This window comes from Nocardia canadensis, from assembly GCF_032656385.1.
Taxonomy (GTDB): Bacteria; Actinomycetota; Actinomycetes; order Mycobacteriales; family Mycobacteriaceae; genus Nocardia; species Nocardia canadensis.
On the sequence record NZ_JAVCWB010000008.1, the window covers coordinates 795,671 to 819,164 of the forward strand.

18 protein-coding genes are annotated in these 23,494 nt (G+C 68.7%); 10 read left to right on the forward strand and 8 right to left on the reverse strand.

Annotated features, from left to right (window positions below; all coding sequences use genetic code 11):
* Positions 1-118 precede the first annotated feature (118 nt).
* Entirely contained in the window at positions 119-787 is a 669-nt protein-coding gene (locus tag Q7X29_RS17445; protein WP_316574734.1) for an alpha/beta hydrolase, read from the reverse strand.
* 383 nt (positions 788-1,170) lie between these two features.
* Here Q7X29_RS17445 and Q7X29_RS17450 point away from each other — a divergent pair, with 383 nt between their 5' ends.
* The 4 genes from Q7X29_RS17450 (at position 1,171) to Q7X29_RS17465 (ending at position 6,787) form a co-directional block, all read left to right on the forward strand.
* Positions 1,171-1,983 (forward strand): LppX_LprAFG lipoprotein, encoded by an 813-nt coding sequence (locus Q7X29_RS17450; protein WP_255588254.1) that lies wholly within the window; start codon positions 1,171-1,173, stop codon positions 1,981-1,983.
* A 251-nt stretch (positions 1,984-2,234) separates the two neighbouring features.
* A complete protein-coding gene (locus Q7X29_RS17455) occupies positions 2,235-3,701 on the forward strand; it encodes a fatty acid desaturase (protein ID WP_218720058.1) in 1,467 nt (488 codons plus the stop codon).
* A gap of 48 nt (positions 3,702-3,749) precedes the next feature.
* Entirely contained in the window at positions 3,750-4,919 is a 1,170-nt protein-coding gene (locus Q7X29_RS17460) for a type III polyketide synthase (RefSeq protein WP_218720059.1), read from the forward strand.
* A gap of 11 nt (positions 4,920-4,930) precedes the next feature.
* Entirely contained in the window at positions 4,931-6,787 is a 1,857-nt protein-coding gene (locus Q7X29_RS17465; RefSeq protein ID WP_316574735.1) for an ATP-binding cassette domain-containing protein, read from the forward strand.
* A gap of 54 nt (positions 6,788-6,841) precedes the next feature.
* Here Q7X29_RS17465 and Q7X29_RS17470 read toward each other — a convergent pair whose 3' ends face one another.
* Positions 6,842-7,723: a glucosyl-3-phosphoglycerate synthase gene (locus Q7X29_RS17470; protein ID WP_218720061.1), complete on the reverse strand. Its 882-nt coding sequence runs from the start codon at positions 7,721-7,723 to the stop codon at positions 6,842-6,844.
* A gap of 204 nt (positions 7,724-7,927) precedes the next feature.
* Here Q7X29_RS17470 and Q7X29_RS17475 point away from each other — a divergent pair, with 204 nt between their 5' ends.
* Positions 7,928-9,283, forward strand: coding sequence for a TerD family protein (locus Q7X29_RS17475; protein ID WP_316574736.1), 1,356 nt, complete (start codon positions 7,928-7,930; stop codon positions 9,281-9,283).
* Here the strand turns inward: Q7X29_RS17475 and Q7X29_RS17480 are convergent.
* Positions 9,253-10,197: a LysR family transcriptional regulator gene (locus Q7X29_RS17480; protein WP_449411943.1), complete on the reverse strand. Its 945-nt coding sequence runs from the start codon at positions 10,195-10,197 to the stop codon at positions 9,253-9,255. The two genes, Q7X29_RS17475 and Q7X29_RS17480, sit on opposite strands and share 31 nt — an antisense overlap.
* Positions 10,198-10,332: 135 nt before the next feature.
* Here Q7X29_RS17480 and Q7X29_RS17485 point away from each other — a divergent pair, with 135 nt between their 5' ends.
* The 5 genes from Q7X29_RS17485 (at position 10,333) to Q7X29_RS17505 (ending at position 17,538) form a co-directional block, all read left to right on the forward strand.
* A complete protein-coding gene (locus Q7X29_RS17485) occupies positions 10,333-11,727 on the forward strand; it encodes an MFS transporter (RefSeq protein ID WP_316574737.1) in 1,395 nt (464 codons plus the stop codon).
* Positions 11,724-12,470 carry a 3-hydroxybutyrate dehydrogenase gene (locus tag Q7X29_RS17490; protein ID WP_218720065.1) on the forward strand — a complete coding sequence of 249 codons (747 nt, stop codon included), beginning with the start codon at positions 11,724-11,726 and terminating at the stop codon, positions 12,468-12,470. The genes Q7X29_RS17485 and Q7X29_RS17490 overlap by 4 nt, the downstream gene beginning before the upstream one ends.
* A complete protein-coding gene (locus tag Q7X29_RS17495; RefSeq protein WP_316574738.1) occupies positions 12,467-14,449 on the forward strand; it encodes an acetoacetate--CoA ligase in 1,983 nt (660 codons plus the stop codon). The genes Q7X29_RS17490 and Q7X29_RS17495 overlap by 4 nt, the downstream gene beginning before the upstream one ends.
* A 201-nt stretch (positions 14,450-14,650) precedes the next feature.
* Positions 14,651-15,625, forward strand: a complete 975-nt coding sequence (locus tag Q7X29_RS17500; RefSeq protein ID WP_316574739.1) for a hypothetical protein — start codon at positions 14,651-14,653, stop codon at positions 15,623-15,625.
* Positions 15,626-15,756: 131 nt separating this feature from the next.
* A complete protein-coding gene (locus Q7X29_RS17505) occupies positions 15,757-17,538 on the forward strand; it encodes an exonuclease domain-containing protein (protein WP_316574740.1) in 1,782 nt (593 codons plus the stop codon).
* 8 nt (positions 17,539-17,546) lie between these two features.
* Here Q7X29_RS17505 and Q7X29_RS17510 read toward each other — a convergent pair whose 3' ends face one another.
* The 5 genes from Q7X29_RS17510 to cysD are packed head-to-tail and all read right to left on the reverse strand — an operon-like array spanning position 17,547 to position 23,452.
* On the reverse strand, positions 17,547-18,680 hold the full coding sequence (locus Q7X29_RS17510) for a sulfotransferase family protein (RefSeq protein WP_218720069.1): 1,134 nt from the start codon (positions 18,678-18,680) through the stop codon (positions 17,547-17,549).
* 17 nt (positions 18,681-18,697) lie between these two features.
* Positions 18,698-19,483 (reverse strand): SDR family oxidoreductase, encoded by a 786-nt coding sequence (locus Q7X29_RS17515; RefSeq protein WP_316574741.1) that lies wholly within the window; start codon positions 19,481-19,483, stop codon positions 18,698-18,700.
* The gene (locus Q7X29_RS17520; RefSeq protein ID WP_316574742.1) at positions 19,480-20,697 is read right to left on the reverse strand and encodes a hypothetical protein; all 1,218 of its coding nucleotides are present in this window, start codon (positions 20,695-20,697) and stop codon (positions 19,480-19,482) included. The genes Q7X29_RS17515 and Q7X29_RS17520 overlap by 4 nt, the downstream gene beginning before the upstream one ends.
* Positions 20,694-22,547 carry an adenylyl-sulfate kinase gene (gene cysC / locus Q7X29_RS17525; RefSeq protein ID WP_218720072.1) on the reverse strand — a complete coding sequence of 618 codons (1,854 nt, stop codon included), beginning with the start codon at positions 22,545-22,547 and terminating at the stop codon, positions 20,694-20,696. Before cysC ends, Q7X29_RS17520 begins: the two co-directional genes overlap by 4 nt.
* Positions 22,547-23,452 carry a sulfate adenylyltransferase subunit CysD gene (gene cysD / locus Q7X29_RS17530; RefSeq protein ID WP_218720073.1) on the reverse strand — a complete coding sequence of 302 codons (906 nt, stop codon included), beginning with the start codon at positions 23,450-23,452 and terminating at the stop codon, positions 22,547-22,549. Before cysD ends, cysC begins: the two co-directional genes overlap by 1 nt.
* Positions 23,453-23,494: the final 42 nt, after the last annotated feature.

The following is a 23,494-nucleotide window of genomic DNA, read 5'->3' on the forward strand; positions in this document are numbered from 1 at the left end:
CGTCGATCCATGGTCGAATCCGCTCGACCCGACGACCCGAATCCGACCTCGCCGCCACCGAGGGGCCGGTGCGGGCCACCGGTGTCCCGGTGGCCCGCACTGGGTCTGTCGATTCTGATCAGCTCAGGTGCTTCCCGAAGAACGGCACCAGGTTCTCCAGCGCTTCCCCGGTCGGGCCGGGCTGGTCGTAGAGGTCGTAGTGCGAGGCGCCCTCGACCACCACGAGCTGCTTGTCCTTCGACGCGGCACGACCATAGAGCTCCATGCTCAACCGCTGCGAGGCGAACGCGCCCGGCTTGTCACCGATCACCACGCACAGCGGCTGGGTCAGGAAGACCTCGACACGGTCGTAGGCGTCCCAATCGGCCAGCGCGGCCTGACGAGCGAAGTTGAAGCTCGTCTTGCCGCCGGGGGCCTGACCGCGATCGGTCTTGTAGTAGTCGGTGGCCTCGAGGACATCGATATCGGTGACCCCGGCCTGCTTGGCCGCCTCCACCGACGGCGGCAGCAAATCGTTGATCACCTGGGCCTGGCCACGGGCCTCGGCGGTGCGCTGCGCGGCGATCGCCTCGAGCATGCCCATCGGGTTGTACTCGGAGAAACCCTCCCGCATCAACCGGCCGACATTGCTGCCGACCACGGTGCCCAGTGCCTTGATCCGCCGGTCGATCTTGGTGGCCGCCACGGCGTAACCCGCGCCACCGCAGATCGCGAGCACCCCGATGGTGTCGGAGGTCTGCGCTTTGCGGCTGCCGGTGGGGTGGGCCGAGACGATGGTGGGATTCACCTTCGACTGTCGATGCCCGGCGGGAAGTAGATGTCGGTCGCGATGTCCCAGGCCCAGCCCTTGACGGCCACTGTTTCGATGTTGTCTGCCGTGACCTTCTTCTCTCTCGTCGGCTAGCTATTCATCGGCTACGACACCAAGCTATGCCGATTTCGGCAGAACGAGAAGGTCAGAAGGGTTCCTGGGAACGATCCTTCCCAGGCAGGGCGGAAACCAGCATCCGAAAACTCCACTGCGCGCTTGCAAGTCGCAATCTGCGAAGCTCGGGTACTATCGCCGTCGGGGGAGCGCGAGATGTCCGATGGTCTGCTTAGTATGTCGCAGGCACCGGCAGCTTCGGCTGCCTCATCAACGCCATACACGACATCTCCAGGGGATGAAACTTGATCGACACGACACCGCACCCCACCCCCCGGAGCCGCTTCGCGCGGCGCTCCGGCATCACTTCGATCGTCGCGGCCGCTGCTCTCTGCGCCGCGCTCGTCACCGGCTGCACCAAGGACGACGCCACCACCACGGCGGCGCCGCCGACCGGTCAGCTGCCCGACGGCGCGCAGATCGTGAAGGAGTCGGCGAAGACCACGCAGACCCTGCACACCGTGCACCTGAAGATCGACGTGAAGAACCTGCCGAACCTGCCCGTGGAGACCGTCTCGGCCGACGTCACCAACGAGACCCAGGGTTCCGGCGCCGCGATGGGCGAGGCGAAGGTCAAGCTCAAGCCGGAGGCCGACTTCACCGAGTCGAAGTTCCTCGTGGTGGACAAGGTCCTCTACACCCAGGCCGGCGGCCGCTACGTGCCCGCAGGCCCGGCGGAGAAGGTCTACGATCCGGGCGTCATCCTGGACAAGGACAAGGGCATCGCGAACGTGATCGCCAACGTCCAGAACCCGAAGACCGAGGGCCGCGAAGTCATCGACGGCATCAACACCGTCAAGGTCACCGGCACCATCGATGCCGCCGTGATCGACCCGATCGTGCCTCGCGTCGGCGAGAACGCCGGCACCATGCCGATCACCCTGTGGATCCAGGACACCGCTCCGCCTGCCTCGGATTCGACCAAGCCGTCGGACGCCGCGTCCACCGGTGAGGGCCCGAATCTCGTTCGCGCCGTAGTGAAGAAGGACCAGGGCGAGGTCACCGTCGGCCTGTCCAACTGGGCCAAGCCGGTCAACATCGTCAAGCCGGCCGGCTGATCCGAGCCGACCGAACCGGATAGTCACCCACCGGTCCGGGGACCGCGGAGCCTGGCACGCAGTGCCGTCCGCAGCCCCGGGCCGGTGTGTCGTCTGGGTGTCGCCTGCGGCAACCGGCGCTTCGAGCCGCGGACGCGGCACCAATAAGAGAATGTTCAGCGAGATGCAAGGCGCCACAAGGACTATACGTGTCGGGACGCTGGTCGGCAGGCAACACGCATCGAACGCCGATCGACACGGAGGAAGAACAAATGACGATCGATGATCGACCTGATGAAGAGGAGCGCGAGCTCCCGCCACCGCCCGGCCCTGGGGGTCGGCCTCCCGTCAACAACGTATGGGTCTTTAACGGCAGAGCCTACGACCTGAGTGACTGGATCTCCAAGCATCCAGGCGGTGAATTCTTCATCGGCCGGACGAAGAACCGCGATATCACCTCGATCATCGGTTCCTACCACCGTGATCCGGAAAAAATCGCGCGGATGATCGAGCGTTACAGCCTCGGTCGCGATGCCACCCCTGAAGACATCCACCCGAAGAACAACGCGCCCGACTTCCTGTTCAAGGAAGGCTTCAACAGCTGGGACGACACGCCGAAATACAAGTTCGACAACAAGAGCGACCTCCTGCATCAGGTCAAGGCCCGGATCAAGGAACCCGAGCTGGCGGCCCGCCTGAAGCGGATGGACCGCGCGTTCGACATCGTCGTCGCCGTGTTGATCTTCCTGTATTTCGCCGTGCAGGGCCTGCGCCTGTGGGACACCAGCTGGATGCCGTTGCCGGTCTTCGTGATCGCGATGGTGCTGCTGCGCAGCTCGCTGGCCGGATTCGGCCACTACGCGATCCACCGGGCGCAGAAGGGGCTCAACAAGTACGCGGTGAACGCGTTCGACATGAACTATGTCGCACTGTCTTTCGTCACCGCCGACGGCCACGCCCTGCTGCACCACCCGCACACGCAGAGTGAAGTCGACATCAAGAAGAACGTCTTCACGATGATGATGCAGGTGCCGCGCCTGTACCGGGTGCCCGTGCACACCGTGCACAAGTTCGGACATCTGCTGACGGGCATGATCATTCGCCTGCTCGATGTCTGCCGGCTCACCCGCAAGGTGGGCATCAAGGACATGTACGGCACCTGGCGCGGCGCGCTGCCGCACTTCATCGGTTCGTTCGGCGTGCGGTTCCTGCTGGTGGCCGAGGTCGTCGTCTTCACCCTCGCGGGTGACTTCTGGGCCTGGGCGCTGCAATTCGTGATCACTCTGTGGATCAGCACGTTCATGGTGGTGGCCAGCCACGACTTCGAGGTGCCGACCGAGGAACTGCACACCGAGACCGAGGACTGGGCGGTCAACCAGCTCGAGCAGGCCTACGACCTGACCGTGGTCGGCAACAAGTACGTCGACTGCTTCCTCTCCGCCGGTCTGAGCTCGCACCGGGTGCATCACGTACTTCCGTTCCAGCGCAGCGGCTTCGCCAATATCGCCACCGAGGACGTGGTGCGCGAGGAGGCCGCGAAGTTCGGCGTGGAGTGGCTGCCCGCGAAGAGCTTCTTCGGAGATCGTTTCCCCAAGCTGTGCCGGACCTACCTGCTCGCGCCCTCGCGTGAGGCCGAGGAGAACCGGTGGGGATTCGTGCGCGAGCACTGCGCACCCACAGCGCTGAAGACCTGTGTGACCTACACGGTGCAGGGCTTCACCGGCATCGGAACCGTCTGAACCGATTCCGCTGCCACGTTCAATTCTGTTTCGAAAGGATTTGTGCCCGTGTCTGTTTCCTTTGACCTGCTCCGCACGGCCGACGTCGAGCGCGGGCACGACCTGCTACCGCCCGCCCCGCCGACCACCGTCGGCGTGATCGAAGCGGTCGCCACCGGATCGCCCGAACTCGTGGTCGACCAGACCGTGAATGCGGGCCGGGTCGCCGAGCTGTTCTCCGATCCCGCACAGCGCCAGCGTATTCCGCGGATCTACCAGAAGACCCGGATCGACACCCGGCACCTGGCGATCGACCCGCTCGATCCGGAGTTCCTCGCGTTCAGCCGTCGCCCCGGCACTATCCGGGACCGGATGAACCTGTTCTTCGAGCACGCGGTGCCGCTCGCGGTCGACGTGGCCAGGCGGGCCGTCGCCGGCCTGGAGAACCCCGCCGACGACATCGGTCAGCTGATCTTCGTGACCAGCACCGGCTTCATCGCCCCCGGCGTCGACGTCGCGGTGGTCAAGCAGCTGGGGCTGTCGCCGACGGTGGGCCGCATGGTCATCAACTTCATGGGCTGTGCCGCCGCGATGAACGGCATCCGCGCCGCCACCGACTATGTCCGGGCGCACCCGGACAAGAAGGCGATGGTGCTGTGCATCGAGCTGAGCTCGGTGAACGCGGTGTTCGACGACGACGTCAACGACGTCATCACCCACAGCCTCTTCGGTGACGGGTGCGGCGCGGTGGTGATCGGCGCCAACCAGGTGCACCAGCCGCTGGCGGCGGGCAGCATCGTGATCCGCGACAGCTTCAGCCACCTGTTCGACGACGCGGAGGACGGCATCGTGCTCGGCGTGAAGGACGCGGGCATCACCTGCGAGCTGGCGACCAGCCTGCCCGACTACATCTACCGCGGGGTGGATCCGGTGGTGACCGAGGTGCTCGCGCGCAACGGCCTGGGCAAGGACGACATCGATCTGTGGGCGATCCACCCCGGCGGGCCCCGCATCATCGAGGAGTCGGCGCACTCGCTGGGGATCCCGGCCGAGGCGGCGGCGCCGAGCTGGGAGGTGCTCGCCGAGCACGGCAACATGCTGAGTGTCTCGCTGATCTTCGTGTTGGAGCGGATGATCCGCGACGCGCGTTCGGCGGCACCGATTTCCACCGGGGTGGCGTTCTCGTTCGCGCCCGGTGTCACCCTCGAGGGCATCGTGTTCGATGTCATCCGCAGCTGAGAGCACCCGCTATGCATCTTCTCCGTTTTCTCGCCGCGCTCTCGCCGGCCAGGATCGCGGCCGTGGTGGCCGCGGGCCTGATCTGCGGTGTGGCCAACACCTACCTGGTGACGCTGATCAACGCGGTCGTCTCACCGAAGCCACAGCCCGACCATCTGCTGCTGCGTTTCGGGCTGACCGGCTTGGTGATCCTGGTCAGCGGGGTGGCGTCGCAGGTGCTGCTGATCCGGCTGTCGCAGGACGCGATCTTCCGGCTGCGCAGTGACCTGAGCTCCGGGATCGTCTCGGCGCCACTGGAACACCTGGAACGGCTCGGTATGCACCGCCTGATGGCGACACTCACCGAGGACGTGCGGTCGCTGTCGCAGGCCGTGACCGCCATTCCGTCGATCTGCGTCGACGTGGCGACCATCATCGGCTGCTTCGTGTTCCTGGCCATCGTGTCGGGGCCGATCTTCGCGGTGACGGTGGCGGGCACCTTGGTCGGCATCGCGTGTGTCGAACTGGTACTCAAGCGGGTGCGCGGGATCTACCGCGAGGCCCGCGAGAACGAGGACGCGCTGCTGCGTTCGTTCCAGGCCGTCACGCTCGGCATCAAGGAACTGAAGCTGCACCGTGGCCGGCGCCGGGACTTCATGGATCGGCATCTGCTCGGATCGGCGGGCACGCTGCGTGATCAGAACACCGACGCGGGCTCGAAGTTCTCCTACGCGCAGGGTTTCGGCCAGGCGCTGCAGCTGGCGACGATGGCGCTGATCCTGTTCGTCGTCGCGGCGGCCCTGGAGCTGCCACGTGACACGATGGTCGGCTACGTGCTGGTCACCACGTTCCTGGCGATGCCGATGCAGAACTTCATGCACCGCATCCCGGACCTGCTGCGTGGCGATGTCGCGCTGGCCAAGATCCGGGCGATGAACCTGTCGATGGAGACCCTGCACGACGAGGAGCTCCTGCCGTACACCGAGCGTCCAGTGGCAGGGGAGGCCAAACTGGAACTGACCAATGTCAGCTACGTGTACCGCGCCGAGGCTCCGTCGCCCGTGCCACCGCCGCCGGGAGCGCATCCGGCCGGACCGCCCGAGCGTGGGGGACATCCGCCGCGTCCGGGAATGCCGCCGCGCGACGGCAACGGCAGGCCGGGCCACGGCGGGCCGCATCCCGCCCATCCCGGTGCGCATCCGGGTGCCGGGCAGCCGGATGTCAACGGTAAGAACTGGATCGACCACGGTGGCACCGATGTGCGACCGCTGGCGCCGCCGCCCGGACTCGACGAGTCCGAGGACGCCGGCTTCCGGCTCGGTCCGATCGATCTGGTTTTCGAACCGGGGCAGATCACGTTCATCGTCGGTGGCAACGGCAGCGGGAAGTCGACGCTGGCCAAGCTCATCACCGGTCTGTACGTGCCACGCTCGGGGTCGTTGTCGCTCAACGGGGAGAGGATCGACCACGACAACATCGAGTGGTACCGGCAGAATTCGTCGGCGGTGTTCACCGATTTCCATCTGTTCGAGGACTACCTGGGCTTCGACCGTCCCGGTATCGACGCCGAGGTCCAGCGGTATCTCGAGGAGCTGCAGATCGCGCACAAGGTGAAGGTGCGCGACGGTCGGCTCTCGACCGTCGACCTGTCGCAAGGGCAGCGCAAGCGGCTGGCATTGCTCACCGCGCTGCTCGAGGACCGGCAGATCTACGTCTTCGACGAATGGGCCGCCGATCAGGAGCCGCGCTTCCGCGAGGTCTTCTATCGCGAGATCCTCACGGATCTGAAGCGGCGCGGCAAGACGGTCATCGTGATCACCCACGACGACCGCTACTTCGACTGCGCCGACCAGTTGGTGAAGCTGGACTTCGGTCTGGTCGCGGCGTAGGCAGGGTCGTCGGACGCCGGTCCGGTCCTTGGGACCGGGCCGGCGTTCGTCGTGTCAGGCGATCTCGCGCTGGGCCGCGATCAGCTCGGTCATCGGTGGGCGGTCGGTCAGGCTGACCTCGGACGGCAGGCGCTGCCAGCCTGTTTCGCCCGGCAGGAATTGCACGAGCCCGATGCCGGAGTCGCGGATACCGAGGCGATCGAGCAGGGTCGCCACCACCTGCCTACTCATCACGGCCAATTCGTGCGTGGGCCGGTTGCGGTGGCGCCGGACGCCGAGATCGACCTGGGCGATCGACGACAGCCCGTGCCGCTGCCAGCAGTCGATGAGGATCCCGATCTCCGCGCCGTATCCGCTGGCGACGGAGATCCCGCCGAGAAATGCTCGGGTGGAGGCGTATTCGCCACCCAGCGGTTGCACGATCTCGGCCAGTGCCGGCGCGAGCGCGGTGAGCAGCGGGCGGGCGACGAGCTGGGTCACCCGGCCGCCGCCGTCGGCGTCCACGCTCGGGCCGCTCGGCATCGGCCTGCGGTAGTAGCCCTTCACCAGGGCGAGCCCGGGATCGTCGAGCAACGGCGCGACCAGGATCGGGACGAAATCCGGATCCGGTGCGACCAGATCGGCGTCGAGGAAGACCAGCAGATCACCGGTGCTCACCGCCAGCGACCGCCACAGCACCTCGCCCTTGCCCGGCCGGGGCGCCACCTCGGGCAGCGCCTCCTCGCGGGTGTAGACCGTGGCGCCTGCCGCGCGTGCCCGCGCGATGGTGCGATCGGTCGAGCCCGCGTCGATGACGAGCAGTTCGTCGACCAGCCCGCCGAGCCAGGGCCGGACGGCGGCGATCACCCCGGCGACGGTGTCCTCGTCGTCGAGCGCGGGCAGCACCACCGAGACCCGGCGACCCAGCTTGCGGTCGATCAGTGCACGGACGTCCATGGCGACCAGTGAACGACACCGGCCGCCGCGGGCGCCACCGATCCGGGCGAATCCTGTGAACGACGCCAACGGTCCGCCCGACCCGCTATCGAGACCGACAGTCCGGGTACCCGCTGCGCGAGCTCGCGCGATGCCGGGCCGCACGCACGGGGCGCGGGTACCGTGGGGTCGCGATGAGGGCAACGACCGGTGGAGGGCGGCGTCATGACAGGGAACGCAACGGTGGTCGAGGTTTCGAAGGGGTCCAAGACCGATCTGGTCGACGGGCGCTACACGGTGCGCATCGACCTGGACGGTCCGGCCGGCGCGGTCGACGTGTCGGCCGTGCTGGTGACCGCGGACGGCCGGGTCCGCTCCGACGCCGATTTCGTGTTCTTCAACAATCCGTCGGCCCCGGGCGTGCGGCTGGAATCCGACGCCGTGGTGTCGGTGGACCTGGCCGCCGTCCCCGCCGAGATCGAGCGGGTGGTGATCGCGGCAAGCACCGAGGCGCAGGGTATCCGGTTCGGGCAGGTCAGCGGGCTTCGGGTAGCGGTGGCCGGACCCGGGCAAGTGCTGACTTTCGTTCCGCCGGGCCTGGATTCGGAGACGGTGCTGCAAGCGGTCGCGCTGTATCGGCGGGGCAGCGGGTGGCGGCTGGACGCGATCGGGCAGGGTTACAGCGCGGGACTGGCGGCCTTCGCGACCGAGTACGGGATCGTGGTCGACGAGGAGGAGCCTGCCGGGATCGTCGCGCCTGCCGGTGCGCCGTCGCATCCCGCCGAATCCGTCGGCGTGCTGCCGCAGCCCGTCGCGCTGCGACCACATCCGGCTGCGGCGATCGACCTCCGCAAGGTCGACGTCGTCCTCACCAAGGACTCGCCCGACCGGCGCGCCAGCATCGACCTGCGCAAGGGCGACCCGGGCTACGTCCTGACCGTCGGCCTCGAATGGGACGGCCGCGGCGCGCACTACGACACCGACGGGCGCGTGAGGAAGTACGGCAAGGGCGATCTGGACGTGTACTTCTTCTGCCGCAACGAGATCACCGGCGACTACGTCGTGATCAGCGGCGAGAAGGGGCACCAGGGCGACCTGGCCGAGTGGCCGTTCCTGCACCACCAGGGCGACAGTCGCGGCCCCGGGGCGAAGAACCTGCCCGCTACCGAGCAGGTGATCGTGCGCCCGACCGAGAACGGCGACCTGCTGCTCAACGTGTATCAATCCGTCGACAACGGCGCGGGCGCGATCGATACCTTCGGCAGACCTCGCGTGCGAGTCCGCTACGGCCGTGCCGGTCGCGACGGGCTCCCCGGTCCCGACGCCGATCAGATCACCGTCATGATCGGCAACGGCAAGAACTCGTTCTGGGCTACCGTCGCCCACATCGATGTCCGCGACGGCATCCTCACCGTCGACGGCACCACCCGCTACAGCCGTGCGTTCAGCGAACGGATGCCCGTCCTCGACACCAGGGGCACCTGGCTGCGATCGGCCAAGAACGGTCCGGTCGGGCGCAGCAAGAGCAGCAACGGCCTCGGCTTGAGCCACTACGCCGGACGCTGCCCCGACCCACGCTGAGTTCCGAGGAGTTCCGCACGCCGTTCCTCGACCGTGGCACGCAGGGCGTCGACGACTGCGGCGACCTCGGGCCGCCGCAGCGTTTCGCGACGGGTCACGAGCCAGTAGGTGAGCTGTACGCGCACCTGTGGTCCGAGCACCCGGACGAGATCGTCGTGCCGGTCGGCCATGAAGCACGGCAGCAGGCCGATCCCGGCCGCGGCGCGGGTGGCCTCGACATGGACGAAAACATTGGTGGACGAGACGGATCGGCGCATGTCGGGCGCGAATCTGGTGGCCAGGTCGAGATCGTCGACCTGCAGGATGGATTCGATGAAGTAGATCAGCGGATAGTGGCGCAAATCCTCGACGGCGGCCGGTGTGCCGTGCTCGGCGAGGTAGTCACGCGCGGCGTAGAGGCCGAGGCTGTAGTCGCCGAGCCGGATCGCCTCGGCGCGATGGACCTGGGGTTGTCCGACCACCACTTCGATATCGAGCCCGCTGCGCTGGGTGGACGCGCGCCGGGTGGTGGCGATGATGTCCACCGCCACCCGAGGATGCGTGCGCTGCACCCGCGCGGCGGCGGGTGCGGCCAGGTAGGCGCTGAATCCGTCGGTGGCCGAAAGCCGCACCACTCCTTCGAGTTCCCGCGCCCCGCCGGCGGAGCCGAGTGAGCGCACCGCGGTCTCGATGGTCTCGGCGGCGGCCAGGGCCGATCGTCCGAGATCGGTCAGTTCCCAGCCGCCGGTGACGCGGGTCAGCACCCGGCCACCGACCGCGCGTTCGAGCGCGGCGATCCGCCGCGAGATCGTCGTGTGGTTGATGCCCAGTTCCTCGGCGGCGGTGACATAGCGGCCCGATCGGCCGACCGCCAGCAGCACCAGCAGGTCGTCGGCGCTGGGCCGCCGCCCTGGATCAGTCGAGGTCCCGCTCATATCTGCATCTTTGCAGATCCTCGGTGCGAACTTGGCCATTGCGACGGAATTCGATCTGCACGAATACTCTTCGCATTGCTAGTGGGCCACATCACACTGTCGGCGTGATGTGGCCCCGATCACCAAGGAGCAGTGATGAGCGTCCGCAATGCGACCCCGGCGGCCGGCGAGGACCGCGCCCCGAGCGGTCTGCGCCGAGTGGTAGCCGCCTCGATGGCAGGCACCGTCGTCGAATGGTACGAGTTCTTCCTCTACGGCACCGCCGCCACCCTCGTCTTCAGCAAGGTGTTCTTCGCCAAAGGCACCAGCGATCTGGACGCGATCCTGGCCGCGTTCGTCACCTACGCCGTCGGCTTCGCCGCGCGCCCGCTCGGCGGCATCGTCTTCGGCTACTTCGGTGACCGCTACGGCCGCAAGAAGCTGCTGCAGTTGAGCCTGGTCCTGGTCGGTGGCGCGACCTTCCTGATGGGCTGTCTGCCCACCTTCGCCCAGATCGGTTACTGGGCCCCGGCGCTGCTGGTGACCTTGCGCTTCATCCAGGGCTTCGCGATCGGCGGCGAATGGGGCGGCGCCGTCTTGCTGGTGGCCGAACACAGTCCCAGCCGCAGTCGCGCGTTCTGGTCGAGCTGGCCGCAGGCCGGTGTGCCCGCGGGCAATCTGCTCGCCACGGTGGTGCTGCTCGTGCTCACCTCGACGCTGTCCGATGCCGCGTTCCTGAGCTGGGGCTGGCGCGTCGCCTTCTGGCTGTCGGCGGTGGTGGTGCTGGTCGGCTACTACGTGCGGACGAAGGTCACCGACGCCCCGATCTTCGTCGAGGCGCAGCAGCAGATGGAGCACGCCAAGGCGACGTCGTTCAGCGTGTTCGAGGTGCTGCGCCGGTACCCGCGCGGCGTCTTCACCGCCATGGGGCTGCGTTTCGGCGAGAACATCATGTACTACCTGGTCGTCACCTTCTCGATCACCTACCTGAAGGTGCACGTGCACGCCGACACCACGACGATCCTGTGGTGGTTGCTGGCCGCGCACGCCGTGCACATGGCGGTGATCCCGCTGGCGGGTCATCTCGGTGACCGGTTCGGCCGCAGGCCCGTCTATCTCGCCGGCGCGCTGGCCGCGGCGACGTGGGGCTTCTTCGCCTTCCCGCTGATGGACTCCGGCCACAGCCTGCTGATCCTGACCGCGATCATCATCGGCCTGGTCTTCCACGGCCTCATGTACGCCGGTCAGCCCGCCATCATGGCCGAGATGTTCCCGACCCGGATGCGGTATTCCGGTGTGTCCCTGGGGTATCAGGTCACCTCGATCGTGGCGGGCTCGCTCGCCCCGATCATCGCGGTCAAGCTGCTCGATTCCTACGGCTCCTCGGTCCCGATCGCGGTGTACCTCGCGGTGGCGGCGGCGATCACGGTGATCGCGGTGCTGTGCGCGAAAGAGACCAAGGGCATCGACCTGGAATCGCTGGATGCCGCGGACGTGGCCGAGACGGCGAGCGCCCCGGCGGTCGTGTCGACGAAGGTCGTCGCGGCATGAGCGACCTGATCGGACGCACGGCGCTGGTCACCGGCGCGGCCGGCGGCATCGGCGCGGCCTGCGCCCACGAGCTGGCCGCGCGGGGCGCGGAGGTGACGGTCGCCGACGTGAACGAGCTGGGCGCCAAGACCGTGGCCGCCGAGATCGGCGGGCACGCCTGGGCCGTCGACCTGCTCGACGTCGACGCGCTCACCGAACTGAGCCTGTCGGTGGACATCCTGGTCAACAACGCGGGCGTGCAGACCGTCAGCCCGCTCGAGGACTTCCCGCCCGCCCGGTTCCGCCTGATCCAGACGCTCATGGTGGAAGCGCCGTTCCTGCTGATCCGCGCGGCGCTGCCACATATGTACGCCCAGGGGTTCGGCCGCATCGTGAACGTGTCCTCGGTGCACGGCCTGCGCGCCTCGCCCTACAAGGTCGCCTACGTCACGGCCAAGCATGCGCTGGAAGGACTGTCGAAGGTGACCGCGCTCGAGGGCGGCCCGCGCGGCGTCACCAGCAATTGCGTCAATCCCGGGTATGTGCGCACTCCGCTGGTGGACAAGCAGATCGCCGAACAGGCCGCCGCGCACGGCATTCCCGCGCGGGAAGTGGTGGAGAAGGTGTTGCTCACCGAGAGTGCGATCAAGCGGCTGATCGAGCCCGAGGAGGTGGCGGCGCTGGTCGGATGGCTGGCCTCCGACCAGGCGGGCATGGTCACCGGATCCTCGTATGTCATGGACGGTGGGTGGAGCGCGCGATGACCAGCGTGACAGCGGCGCCGCAGTGGGTGCCGGGAGAGCAGGACATCGCGCGGGCGCGGATCACCGATTTCGCGCGGTTCGTGGCCGCTCGGCACGGGGTCGAGGTCCCGGATTACCGGGCACTGTGGCAGTGGTCGATCGACGACCTGGCCGGGTTCTGGGGGGCGGTCTGGGACTACTTCGAGCTGGGCGAGCGGTCCGCGCAAGTCCTGGCCGACACCGGAATGCCCGGCGCGCGCTGGTTTCCGGGCACGCGGGTGAACTACGTCGATCAGGTGATCCGGCAGGCGCGCACGGATCGGCCCGCGATCGTCACCGTCGACGAGGACGATGCGATGTCGGAACTGTCGTGGGCCGAGATGCTCAGCCGCGCCGCCGGATTCGCCGCTACTCTCCGCGGGATCGGAGTCGGGCCCGGGGACCGAGTAGTCGGCTACCTGCCGAACATCGCCGAGGCGGTGATCGCGTTCCTGGCGACGGCGAGTATCGGCGCGATCTGGAGTGCGTGCGGGCAGGACTACACGGCGAAGGCCGCACTGGACCGGCTGGGCCAGCTCGCGCCGAAGGTGCTCGTGACCTGCGATGGATATCGCTTCGGCGGCAAGGAACACCGCAAACTCGCCGAGATCGCGGCACTGCGTGCCGCACTGCCCGAGCTGCGCGCGACCGTGCTGGTGTCCCGGCTCGGCGACGCGGTCGAGGGCACGCTCGGCTGGGACGAGGCGACCGGATCGGCGGGCACGGCACCGGAGACCGCGCAGGTCGGCTTCGATCATCCCCTGTGGGTCCTGTACTCCTCCGGCACCACGGGGTTGCCCAAAGGCATCGTGCACGGCCACGGCGGTGTCCTGCTCGAACATCTCAAAGCGCTGGCCCTGCAGTCCGATCTCGGCCGCGACGACACCTACTTCTGGTACACCAGCCCGAGCTGGATGATGTGGAACTACCAGGTCGCCGGGCTGTTGGTCGGCGCGACCATCGTCTGCTATCCGGGGAGCCCGACCGCGCCCGCCCCGGATGCGCTGTGGAACATCGCCGCTCGGGTGCGCGCGACCGTGGTCGGGACCAGCCCCGGCTACGTCCTCGCGTGCGCGAAGGCGCAAGCCGTGCCGCGACGCGACCACGACCTGGCCGCGTTGCGTCTGATCGGGGTCACCGGCTCGGCGCTGCCCGCGTCGTCGTCGCTGTGGTTGCGCGACAATGTGGGCGACCACATCCCGGTGTCCTCGATCAGTGGCGGCACCGACATCGTGTCGGCCTTCGCGGGTGGGGTGCGCACCGTCCCGGTGTGGCCCGGGGAGTTGTCCGCCCCCTACCTCGGTGTCGCGTTGGCGGCATGGGACGACGCGGGCCGACCCGTGCACGACGCCGTCGGCGAGTTGGTCGTCACCGCGGCGATGCCGTCCATGCCGCTGCGCTTCTGGCACGACCCCGACGGATCGCGGTACCGCGCCGCCTATTTCGAGACCTACCCGGGCGTCTGGCGGCACGGCGACTGGATCACCGTCACCGAGCATCACAGTGTCGTCGTCCACGGCCGCTCCGACTCCACCCTCAACCGGCACGGCATCCGGATGGGCAGCGCCGATATCTACCAGGCCGTCGAACAGCTTCCCGAGATCGTCGACTCCCTGGTCATCGGCGCCGAACAGCCCGACGGCGGCTACTGGATGCCCCTGTTCGTCGTCCTCCCGGCCGGTGCCACCCTCACCGAGGCGCTGCGGACCCGGATCGCCGCCACCATCCGCACCGACGTCTCGCCCCGCCACGTCCCCGACGACATCCTGGCAGCGCCGGGCGTGCCCCGCACCCGCACCGGCAAGAAGCTGGAGGTCCCCGTCAAGCGAATCCTGCAGGGCGCGGATCCCTCGGACGTTCTCGACCCGACCACCGTCGATCACCCGGCTCTGCTCGACTGGTACGCCCAGATCCGCCGTCGACGTCTGCGCCCGGCCGGCGACCCTGCCGGGCGGCCATGACACGATCGCTGGGAACCCGCGACCTGCCCGAACGGCAGCCCGCGGGATCCGAGGCGGATCAGGGCTGGTCCGCGGGCGTGCGCGACGGTCGTCCGGCGCGGCGGACGGCACGAGACGTAACGTGCCGGCCGTCGGCGGCGACCGCAATGGTGTGGGCTGGACCAGTGAGGACGGGAGGGCGGGCGCGTGACGGTCGGTCGGATGAGACGAACAGTCGTGGTGGCCGGGACCGCCGGTGTCCTCGGTCTGCTCGGATACGGCGGGGTCGCGGGCGCCGAGCCGGGTCTGGTCGCCAGTGCGGCGATCGGCATCGCGGGAGCACCCGCCGGGAACGGTTTCACGACGAGTGCGGATCCCTGGTTGGTTGCCGGCCCGGGCGACCACGGCAACGGGGGCGGCAATCACGGCAATGGCAACCAGGGTAACGGCGGCGGCAACAGCGGCAACCAGAACCCCGGCAGCGGAAACGGCAACCAGGGAAAGGGGAAAGGCAACCAGGGCAACAACGGGAATTCCGGCAACAACGGGAATCAGAACCCGGGCAGCGGCAACGGGAATCAGGGCAACGGCGGCGGCAACCAGGGCAACAACGGGAATTCCGGCAGCAACGGGAATCAGAACCCGGGCAGCGGCAACGGGAATCAGGGCAGCGGCGGCGGCAACCAGGGCGGCAACCCGAATCCGGGCAACGATCCCGAGCCGCAAGCGCCGGCCCAGCAAGCCGCTCCCGAAGGCCCGGCTCCCGAAGCTCCGTCGGCACCAGCCCAGCCCGACCCCGAGCCCGCCGCACCCGGGGACGCCGAACCGGATGCCGCCGAACCGGGCGGGTCGGCACCGGCGAGTCCACCCGGCGGAGGTGCCCCGCCCGCGGGATCGGGGCCGGGTGGTGCGGCTGCCGGAGCACCGGCGCCCGGGGGAGCGGCAGCGCCCGGGGCAGTAGGAAATCCCCCCGCGGCGCAGAGCCCAGGCGGCGGCGGGGCGGCTCCCGCGCATGATGTGCGGCCGACCAGCGACACCGGCCTCCTGCCCGAACCGGACCTGCTCTCGGTGATCGGCGGACTTCTCGCGCTGGGGCTGGCCGGCGGCGGATCGGCCGCGGTGAGCTTTCAAGGCGCCGCCCAAGCACAGGCACGCATCGACGCCGCCCGCGCCGAGTTCTTCGGCCCGCGGACGTGATGCGAGTGCTGTCCGCGGCCACCCGCTGACAGGTGTCGACCGGCGCTCGTGCAGCGGGCGACAACCTTTGTCGCACGATCGTTCTCGAGTTCGAGTGCAACATTTCCGAACTCGTCTACGATGCGATGCTCATGCAGGGGATGACACGGGTCGACGTGCAGCAGCAGGCCTCCGGATTCGGTGAGTTCACCGTGGTCGATGTCGAAACCTCCGGACTCCGACCGCACCGGCACCGGGTCCTGTCGGTCGCCGCGCTGACCTTGGACAGCACCGGACAGGTGACGCGCGAGTTCCACACCTTGCTCGACCCCGAATGCGACCCGGGCCCGGTGCATGTGCACGGGCTCACCGCCGAAGTGCTGCGTGGCTCACCGCGATTCGCGCATGTGCACGAGCAGCTGGCCGCGATGCTGGCCGGGCGGGTCCTGGTCGCGCACAACGCGATGTTCGACTTCGGGTTTCTGGCCAGTGAGTTCGAACGGGCAGGTGGAGTGCTTCCGGTCCGTCGTCGGCTGTGCACGCTGGCGCTCGCTCGCCGCGTCGCGCTACCGACCCCGGACTACAAGCTGGCGACCCTGGCCACCTATTACGGTGTGCCACAGCGGAAAGCGCACGATGCGCTCGACGACACCCGGGTTCTCGTGAACGTGCTGCGCGCACTGGTGGCCGACGCGGCTCGCCTGGGCATCGCGCCGCCGTTGCTCTCCTGCGAGCCGACAGCGGACAGGCGCGCGGATTCTGTGTGGCCTGTCGAGCGAAGCGGCCCCAAGCCGCCGTGCGCGTACGCCTACCCGGGACGCTGGGAGCCGTCGGCGCCACTGCGTCAAGGGATGAAGGTCGCGTTCACCGGCGAAACCCGGATCGACCGCGAAGAGCTGGTGTCGCGCGCCGAGACTGCCGGGCTCGACGTGACCAGCGTGGTGAGCGGTCGCACGAGTGTGCTCGTCACCAACGCGCCGGATTCCGGGACCGGCAAGGCACGCAGGGCGATCCAGCACCGGACTCCGGTCATCGACGAGCCGCGCTTCATCGAACTGCTCGCGACGATCGAACCAGGGCAGCCCAGGACTGCCCGGACCGCGGCGCCGGTCTCGCGTCGTCGGGTCGCCGTGCCGTCGGGGCCGCTGTCCGGGCACCGCGTTCTGGTGCTCGGCGGTACGCACGAGGAAGCCGCGCGGACCAGGACCCGGGTCGTGGAGCTCGGGGGATCCGCGGCCGTCAACTTGTCGGCCACCGTGACGGATCTGCTGCTCCTGCCCGGCGGCGACGCGGATCGCCGGGTGCGGAAGGCGACCGACCTCGGGCTCGCGCTGCACGGGCTGGAACTGCTCACCCGGTCGCCGGCGGCGGAATCCGAGCCGGCGGCGGGAGTCCCGGAACCGACGGCCCCCGAGCCGACCGTGTTGGCGCGCGGCCAGGTGATCGATCTGCCGATCGACTCGGACTCCTGGACCCTGCGCGCCACCTGGAACCAGCTCGGCGCCGCCGCCGTCGACCTGGTCGCCTTCCTCGTCGATACCGAGGAAAAGGTCGCCGGTCCGGCCGATTTCGTGTTCTACAACCAGCCGATCGCCGCGGGAGCCAGGCTCGCCGAGGAAGGGCCGACCGAGCAGTCGATCGCGGTCCTCCTCGACGAGCTTCCCGAGCATTGCTCTCGCGTGGTCTTCGCGGCGGCCCTCGATGCGCCCGGCGTGACCTTCGGCGACGTCGGCGCCGTCGAGGTCGATGTCGCGACCGGCCCAGAATCGAGCGCGGTGATCCGCTCGACGATGGACGCGGCCACGGTCGAACGGACCCTACTGCTCGCCGAACTGTATCTGCGGGGCGAGACCTGGCGGTTCCGCGCCGTCGGACAGGGCTACGAGTCCGACCTCGCCGCGTTGGCCCGTGGGTACGGGGTCGAGGTCGAATAGCGCGTCCCTCAGCCGCCGAAGCGTTCGGCGACCATCTCCTCGGTCAGGCCGTAGTCGGCGAGGGAGTAGTGGTGGGTGGGTTTGCGGTCGCCGGTGCGGCTCTCGTTGTCGAGGGCGGTGATGGCGGTGCGGGCCTCCTCGGTGAAGTCGGTGCCGATGCGGGTGTAGATCCGTTCGACCACGCCGAACGGATCGGCGCGCAGGTCGTCGAAGTCGACGTCGATGAAGGTGGCGTCGGTGTGCCGGGCGCGCGCGGCGGTGAATGCGGCGAGACCGCGGGCCCACAGGTCGAGCTGGGTGCGGCCGATGGTCTCGCCGGTGAAGGTGGTCGACCAGCCGCGCGTGGCGTGTTCGTTGAGGCTGCACACCGACGGGATGATGGTGGCCGGATCGCGGTGGGTCTGGATGACGATCGCGTCCGGGTAGACCGCCAGCAGCGCATCCAGACAGAACAGGTGACTGGGGTTCTTGAGCACCCAGCGCCTGCTGTCGTTCATGCCGATCAGCTGCAGATTGCGACGATGCCGCGTGTAGGCGGGCGTCCAGTCCTGGGCGGCCAGCCACCGCGAGTAGCTCGGCACATAGGCCAGGCATTCGTAGGAATGCGAGGTGCCCGACTGCCGCAGCAGCTGCCAGCATTCCTCCACATCGGAGGCGCTCATGTAGTGCAGACCCATGAACTCCGGATTCTGCACCTGGTGCTGACGCAGACCGGCGTCGATCTGCTGGTAGGCCGGATTCTCCGACCAGGTCTCGCGCGGCGGACGCGGCTGCGGGAAATCGGTCAGCCACATCTCCAGCCCCTGGTTGGCCGGATCGGCCGCCAGCAGCCGGTGCAGCGCGGTGGTGCCGGTGCGGGGCAGACCCGTGACGAAGATCGGCCGGGTGACCGGGGTGTCGACATAGCCGGGGTTGGCCGCCCACGCGGCCTCGCTGAGCGCGCGGGCCACGAGCGTGCCGCGCAGGAAGAACCGCGACATCTTGCTGCCGAGCTCGGTGAGCCCGGCCTCGTCACGGTAGGAGTCGAGCAGCACCTGCAGCGCCTCGGTGTAGTCGTCGGCCCCGAAATCGGTGAGACCGGTGAGTTTGGTGGCGGAGGCGTGCAGGTCGGCCACGGTGCCGACATCGGTGCGCACGGTCATCGAAGGGAGCTCCTTGCTCAGTTGTGGTATTCGCCGCAGTTGACGTCGAGGGTCTGGCCGGTGATCGCCGAGGACCAGTCGGATGCGAGAAACACCACGGCGCGGGCGATCTCGTCGGGTTCGGGCAGCCGCTTCAGGTCGGACTTCGAGGCGGTCTGCTCGTACACCTGCTCGACGGTGATGCCGTACTTCTCGGCGACCTGCCCGAAATACCACTTCAGCTGGTCGGTCCAGATGTAGCCGGGCAGCACGCTGTTGACCCGCACACCCTTGCCGCCGAGTTCGGTGGCCAGCGTCTGCGACATGGCCAGCAGTGCCGCCTTGGTCAGTTTGTAGCTGCCGTAGCGCGGTTCGGAATGCCGCACGACCATCGAGTTGATCATCACCACGGCGCCCTTGGCCTCGGCGAGGGCGGGCGTGAACGCCTGCGTCATGCGCAGGCCGCCCAGCACCGTCATGTCCAGGCTGGAGCGGATGTGGTCGAAATCGGTGCGGTCCAGCGGCTTCATCGACGGCACCGAGAACGCGTTGTTGACCAGCGCGTCGACCCGGCCGAACGTCTCGACGGTCCGCGACACCAGGTTCCGCACCGCGGCGTCGTCGGTGATGTCGGTGGGCACGCTCAGGGTCGCGCCCCCGGCGGCCTCGATCTCGGCGGCTACCTCGAGCAGCCGCGATTCGGTCCGTGCCGCCAGCACCACCGTGGCACCCGCGGCGGCCGCCTCCAGGCAGATCGATCGTCCGAGTCCGGGACCGACCCCGGACACGACGACGACCTTGCCATCCAACAGTGCCCCGCTCATCCGAGCATCCTCTCTGCGAAAGCCCGCTGCCGGGCGGCGATCCGGTCGCGCCAGCCGGCGGCGTCGATCCGGTTGTCTGTGTAATGGGGAAGGTGCTGGGCGACCTCGGCGACCGGGACCACCGTGACCGTCGGGCCGTCGGCTTCGGTCATCGGCCGGTCGGTGCGCTGCCAGCGGAACTGCAGAATGCCCCGGGTGCGGCCGGTGGTCTCGATCCAGTTCGCGATGCCGGGATCCTGCTTGCTCACCACCATTCGAATCAGGCCGTCCGGATCCACTTGGGCCTGGGCGTGATTGAGGCTGGTCTGGTGGTTGACGTAGTCGAGCGAGATGTACCAGAGGCTGCCGAGCTGGAAACCCTGATACGGTGCGTCGGATTTCGGCACGGTGATCACCAGCGCCTGATCGTCGGCCAGGTCGAAATGGCCCACCGAGGAGTACTGGGTACTCAGGCCACCCGGGGTGAGCCGGGGCGCGGTGAGCGTGTTCGCCGGCAGGTCGAGGTAGAACCATTTCGGGAAGTTGAACCAGGTGTGCACCCTGGTCAGCAGCATCTTCGCCGCCGCGCCGTAGCGCTTGCGCATCCGGGCGAGATCCGGCTCCACCGGGGCGGTACCGATCGTGTCGACGCGCTCGATCCGGATCGAGCCCTTGCGCTCGGTCCAGTCGCTGTAGACCTCGCGCACCGCCAGCATCGACGCGCCCTCACCGAGGGCGAAGTAGCCCGGACCGGCGTCCGGCTTGGCGGGGCCGAACCGGATCGAGAAGCTGCCGTCGGCGGCGATGGGGATCCGCCGGTCGTCGAAGGCGTCCGCACCGCCGGGGACGTCGGTCGCGGTGTAATCGCCTTTGAGTACTTGGAAACTGAGGTCGACGGTGCTGCCGCGCACACCGCTCACCACGTACTCGGCGTCGGGTTCGATGTTCGCGTGGTAGTAGAGGGTGTCCGGATTGTCCAGGCCCATCTTGGCGTAGGGCCCGGTCGAGGACACGAAGTACGGATGACTGGTGCCGTGCGCACCGGACAGGCGCAGGCAGGCGGCGACGCTCGCGGCGAGGTAGTCGTAGCCCTCGGCCAGGTCGGCGTCACTGCGCACGAATTCGGCGCCGGCGATGAGCTTTTCGGCCTGGGCGACCGCGGCGGTGAACGGCGCGGTCAGCGGCTCCGGTGGCGCGGTGCTCCCGGCTTCGGTGGCGGTGCTGGAGTGGGTCAACGGTCTGCGATTCCTAGCTCTCGGAGGATATGGGCGGCGATCTCGGCGGGGGAGCCGAGATCGGGGGTGATGACGAGATCGGCGTCGGTGGGTCGCTCGTAGGGCGAACCGACACCGGTGAAGCCGGGCAGCTCGCCCGCGCGGGCCTTGGCGTAGAGGCCCTTGGGGTCGCGGCGTTCGCATTCGGGCAGCGGCGTATCGACGAACACCTCGTGGAACGGCAGCTCGCGCTCGGCGTGGGTGGTGCGCGCCTTGGCCCGCTGCGCGGCGAACGGGCTGATCACCGACACGATCGCGATCGCGCCGGAATCGGCGAACAGCGCGGCGACCTCGGCGACCCGGCGCACGTTCTCGTCCCGGTCGGCCGCGGAGAAGCCCAGGCCGGCGTTGAGTCCGTGCCGCAGGTTGTCACCGTCGAGCAGGTAGGCGGCCCGGCCCGCCGTGACCAGCTGACGCTCCACCTCCACGGCGATGGTCGACTTCCCGGAGCCGGACAGGCCGGTCAGCCAGATCGTGGCCCCGGCATGGGCGCGATCGTCGCGTCCGACCGCCGAGCGATGCCAGACCACCGTCGCCGGTGCGGCGTGCGCGCCGGTGTCGCGTCCGGTGACCATGCCCGCGGCGACGGTCTGGTCGGTGACCGGGTCGATCAGGATGAAACTGCCGGTGCGGCGGTTCTCCCGGTACGGGTCGAACAGCAGCGGCTGGCGGCTGCGCAGGCGCACCCGGGCGATGTCGTTGAGCGACAACGCTTCCACGTCCTCGAGCCGGTGCAGGGTGTTGACGTCGAGCTGGTAGTCGATGGCGGTCACCTCGGCGGGCGAGGTCTGCGCCGCGGTGCGCACCAGATACCGTCCGCCCGCGCGCAACTGGGCGGTCTCGGAGAACCAGCACACCATCGCGTCCAGATCGGCGCCCTGCTGGGGGCGATTGCCCGGCCGGGCCAGCAGATCGCCACGGCCGATGTCGATCTCGTCGTCGAGGGTCAGCGAGATCGCCATGCCGGTGAACGCCTCGTCGACCTTGCCGCCGCCGGGCCCCCAGATCTCGCGCACCCGGGAGGTGTGCCCGGCGGGCAGCACCACCACTTCGTCGCCGGGCTTGAAGATGCCGCCCGCGACGGTACCGGCGTAGCTGCGGTGATCGAGGCCCTGCTGAGCCCGGATGACGTACTGGATCGGCAACCGCGCGTCGATGAGATTGCGGTCCGAGGCGATGTGCACGTCCTCGAGGTGGCGCAGCAGCGGCGGCCCCGGATACCAGTCCATGTGCTCGGAACCCTCGACGACATTGTCGCCGAGCAGCGCCGAGACCGGCACGAAGCTGAGGTCGCCGACGGTCAACTTCGCGGCGAACGCGGCGAATTCGGCCCTGATCTCCTCGAATCGCTCCTGCGACCAGTCGACCAGGTCCATCTTGTTCACGCACACCACCAGGTGCGGTACGCCCAGCAGGGTGGCCAGGAAGGCGTGCCTGCGGGTCTGCTCGGACACCCCGGCGCGGGCGTCGACCAGGATCAGCGCCAGATCGGCGGTGGACGCGCCGGTGACCATGTTGCGGGTGTACTGCACGTGACCCGGCGTGTCGGCGATGACGAACTTGCGGCGCGGTGTCGTCACATACCGGTAGGCGACATCGATGGTGATGCCCTGCTCGCGCTCGGCGCGCAGCCCGTCGGTCACCAGCGCGAGGTCGGCCGCGTCGCCGCCGCGTTCGGTGCTGACCCGTTCGATCGCGGCCAGCTGGTCGTCGAACAGCGACTTGGAGTCGTAGAGCAGTCTGCCGATGAGGGTCGACTTGCCGTCGTCGACGCTGCCGGCGGTCGCCAGGCGTAACAGGTTGCGGCTCATCAGAAGTAGCCCTCTCGCTTGCGGTCTTCCATGCCGGTCTCGGAGATCCGGTCGTCGGCGCGGGTGGCGCCGCGCTCGGTGAGCCGGGTGGCGGCGGTCTCGGCGATCACCTTCGCCGCGGTGTCGGCCTCGCTCTCGACACAGCCGGTGCAGGTGGCGTCGCCGACGGTCCGGAAACGGACGGTGGCGTCGAAGGTGCGCTCGCCCGGTTGCGGGGTGATGAATCGGCCCGCCGACAACAGCATGCCGTCGCGTTCGACGACGCGGCGCCGGTGCGCGTAGTACAGCGTCGGGAGCTCGACCGCTTCGCGATCGATGTACTCCCAGATATCGAGCTCGGTCCAGTTCGACAGCGGGAACACGCGGATGTGCTCGCCCTGCTGGTGCCGTCCGTTGTAGAGGTTCCATACCTCGGGACGCTGTGCGCGCGGATCCCATTCGCCGAACCTGTTGCGGAAGCTGAACACCCGCTCCTTGGCCCGCGCTTTCTCCTCGTCGCGGCGTGCCCCGCCGAACACGGCGTCGAAGCGATGTTCGCCGATCGCCCGCAGCAAGGTGGTGGTCTGGAGCGGGTTGCGGGTGCCGCCGGGGCGTTCCACCGCGCGGCCGGCGTCGATGTCGTCCTGCACCGAGGCGACCAGCAGGCGCGCGCCGGTGCGGTCGGCGGTCCGATCACGGAACTCGATGACCTCGTCGAAATTGTGCCCCGTGTCCACATGCAACAGCGGGAACGGCAGGGGCGCCGGCCAGAACGCCCGCCGTGCCAGATGCAACAGCACCGCCGAGTCCTTGCCACCCGAGAACAGCAGTCCCGGTCGCTCGAAGGTGGCCGCCACCTCCCGGAAGATATGCACCGACTCGGCCTCCAAGGCCGCCAGGTGCGACAGCTCGTACCCCGTCTGCACTCGTTCACCCACTTCGCTGTGTGCGCCGCCGGCGGATCCGAT